1 protein-coding gene is annotated in these 3,414 nt (G+C 77.0%); it reads right to left on the reverse strand.

The window, feature by feature from the left end; translation table 11 throughout:
• Positions 1 to 3,414: SAV_2336 N-terminal domain-related protein (locus FRZ03_RS27030; protein WP_186785631.1), on the reverse strand; the 3,414-nt coding region annotated here is incomplete at both ends.

The following is a 3,414-nucleotide window of genomic DNA, read 5'->3' on the forward strand; positions in this document are numbered from 1 at the left end:
CTCCAGCAGCGGTTCCAGCGAGGAGACCGCGGCCGCCCCGCCGCCCTCCCGCAGCCGCCGCAGCCCGGGGGCCGTGGGGGCGAACCCGACGAAGGGCAGCCCGATCCGCTGGGCCGCGGTCAGCTCGGCGACCGAGGAGCCGAGCAGGACCGCCGTGCGCGCGGGGACGTCGAGGTGTTCCAGGGCCCGGCGCAGCGAGTCCGGGTCCGGGGTCAGCAGCGCCAGGTCCTTGCGGCGCGCGTGCACACCCGCCAGCGGCAGCTTGTGGGGCTCCAGACCCCGGTGCACCGCCCGCGAACTCACGTCGGACACCACACTCACCCGCCGCCCGGACCGGTGCAGCGCCCGGACCAGCGCGAGCGAGAGGTGCGTCATGGGCGCGTCGGGCACCGCGGCCAGCTCCAGCTCGTCCAGCCGGTCCCGCAGCAGCGGCCCGACCGGTTCCCGGGCGAACGCGCGCAGCAGGTCCAGCGGATGCGGGAACGCCCCGGTGGCCCTCGGCAGCGGCCGCCCCGCCAGCGCGTCCCCGGGAGCGCGGTGATCGGCCACGAGGTTCAGCAGATCCAGCACGGCCGCCCGCGCGCCCTGCACCGTGAACAGCCGGGCGAGCGGCCCGTCGAACCCGACCAGCACGCACTCCGCCCCGGCGAGGACGGCCGCCGGGGACGGGGCGGCGGCGGGCGCGGACCCCCGCGTGTCCGCCGGGCCCAGCCGCACGCTGCACGACACGGCGAGCCCGGGCACCGGCCAGTCCCGCACCGCCTCGTTCACCGCCCGCTGCGCCGCGCCCGCCCGGCGCGCCGGGTGCCGGCGGGTGATCGCGGCCGCCACGGAGCGCAGATGCTCCAGCAGCAGTGCGGAGACACCGGCGATCCGGGCCCGGACGAAGGCCACCGGGTCGGCCACCTGCCAGCTCAGCTCGGCGACGGCGGTGAACGCGGCCTTCCCCGCGCTGGGCAGCGCCAGGGTGTGCCGGGCCTGCTGCACGGTGAGGTCGACCGAGTAGTACGTCTCCGCGCGCGGCGGCCGGGAGCCGTACGGCTGGATCGGGTCGAGCACGGTGAGGGGGCCGTCGGCGCGGGTGTGCACGATGGCGGTGCGGCCCGGGGTGGGGACGCCCAGCTCGCGCAGGTCCTGGGTGATGAACGGGCCGCGCACCAGCTCGCGTCCGTCCGCTTCCGGGGGCTCGGGGCCGAGGCGGCAGTACCAGGCCGCCGGGGGCGCCTCGGGGGCGTCGTCGCGGTAGTACGGCTCGAAGGGCCGGGCGTCCCGGGCGGCGGAACTGGCCGCGAACTCGTCGTAGAGCGCGGGCGGCACGACGACGTCGACGCCCGTGGGTGCCGCCGCCGGGGAGACGGACCCGGGCCCGAACGTCACCCGCAGCCGGGCCGGCTCCGCGAGCCCGGCCAGCGCGTGCGGCAGTTCCCGCAACACCGCGACCAGCACCGGCAGCAGATAGGCGTCGGACGCGGTGCGCACCCGGTAGCCGTCCGGGAGGACGTCCATCCGGAACCGGTCGTAGGGCAGGGAACGGGAGAGGATCTCGTGCACGGCGGCTTCGAGGGTGATGCGCACCTCGGGCCGCCCGGCGAGGTCGTCGGTGGTGAAGAGGATGCCGGTGGCCGGGTCGGAGCGACCTGCCCCGGCCGGCTCCCGCGGCTGCGTCAGCTCGAAGGGGTGGTCCGGATACTGGCTGAGCATGATCGCCGCAAGCGTCCGCAGAACGTCGGAGGCGCTCTCCTGGACGATCGGCGCGGAGTCCAGGCAGGTCAGGACCGGACCGTTCGGGGAGAGAACGATGGAACGGCTGCTCACCTCGCCGCGCGGCTCCTCACCGAAGCGCAGGGCGAGGGCCGTGTTGCCGATCTCCTGCAGCAGGGCGCGCAACTCGTCGCGGGTCGGCCTGTTCGCATCGTCGGCCATGCACTCGTCCAGCGTCGGCCCCTCCACGAACTCCCGTACCAGGTAGGGGGTTCCGTCGGCGAAGCCGTGATCGAGGAGGCGCGCGATCCCGGGATGGTCCACCGCGCCGAGGTCCCGGCAGAGTCCGGAGAAGGGCACGACGGGCTCGTCGGGGGAGTACCGGCACACCACGACCGGGGCGTTCGCCTCCTGCGTGTCCTCGGCGACCCAACCCCGGTCGCCGGCGCGGGACTTCCGAGTCAGCCGGTAGCGCCCCGCGAACAGCTCCGCCGCGGCCCCCGGCGCCAGCCGCCGCACGCTCTCCGCGCTGAGCGTGGCGACGACCTCGCGCTCCACGGGCGTCGGCGTGCCCCGCTCGGACGGGACGCGCACCCAGAAGTCCCCGCGCGCCACCCCGGCCAGCTCGTCGATGAACTCGCCCATCCGGTCGAGCAGTCCGACCGTGCGGACGCGCTCGCTGTGCGGCAGCCCGAGCAGCAACAGCTCGCGTACGCCCTCCCGGAAGGCGTAGGAGCCGGGCGGGGCGCCGGGCAGCGCGGTCAGCAGGCCGCTGAGGACGACCTCGGCCAGGTGCCGGGGACGCGGGTCCTTCTCCACGGCGGCCTGCACCAGCCGCATCACCGGCAGGTCGGGGCGGCCGACGGCGAGGTGCCCGGCCAGCCGGACCGCCTCCGGGGAGGCGGTCGCCCGGAACCGCAGCACCAGCTCCTCGGCGGACAGCCGGCCGATGTCCGTGCGGTCCTGCGCGCTCGCCGGCAGCGGCTCGCCCAGCCAGGCCGCCGCGGCCGGGAACCGGGTGCCGCCCGGCGTGCTCAGCACCCCGGCCCAGTGCGCCAGCCAGCGCGGCTCCGGCTCCAGCACCGGGAGGGGCACGGCACCCTCCGGACGGCCGAACTCCGGCTCCTCGTACGGGGTGAAGGCGAGCGCGGCGGTGGGTGCCACCGGGTGCGGGGCCGAGAGCAGACCGGGCGCCGCGGGCAGCGCCGACTCCCGCCACAGGTGCTCGGGCAGCGGCTGTACGACGGCCAGCGGCATCCGGCGCGCCCAGCGGTGCAGGGTGGCGTACCAGCGGGTGCCGGCCGGGCCCTGCCGCCACTGCGGGCCCATGCAGTCGCTGATCAGCAGGGTGACGGTGCGGCCGTCGGCCGGGAGCTGCCCCTCGGCGCCGTGCAGGGTGCCGTCCGCCTCGGCGCGGCACAGGGCGACCGTGCGGAAGGCGCCCGACTGGGCCAGGGCGGTGTGCAGTTCGCGGACCAGGGGCCGCCAGACCGGCATCGTGGGACCGGCGTCGTACACCAGGTTCAGGCTCAGCCAGCGCTCCCGGGCGGGGCGCAGCACGGGCAGCCAGCGGTCGGGGTCGGCGCCGAGGCGGGCGATGCGGTCGGCGGTCGCCCGCTCGTCCAGCTCCCGGCCCACGGGCGCGTCGACCCGGCGCCGCAGGGCGCGCAGCGCGCGCTGGAGGGCGAGCGGATGGCGCAGCATCGGGGGCGC

The organism is Streptomyces misionensis, assembly GCF_007896895.1.
In the GTDB taxonomy this organism is placed as follows: Bacteria; Actinomycetota; Actinomycetes; order Streptomycetales; family Streptomycetaceae; genus Streptomyces; species Streptomyces misionensis_A.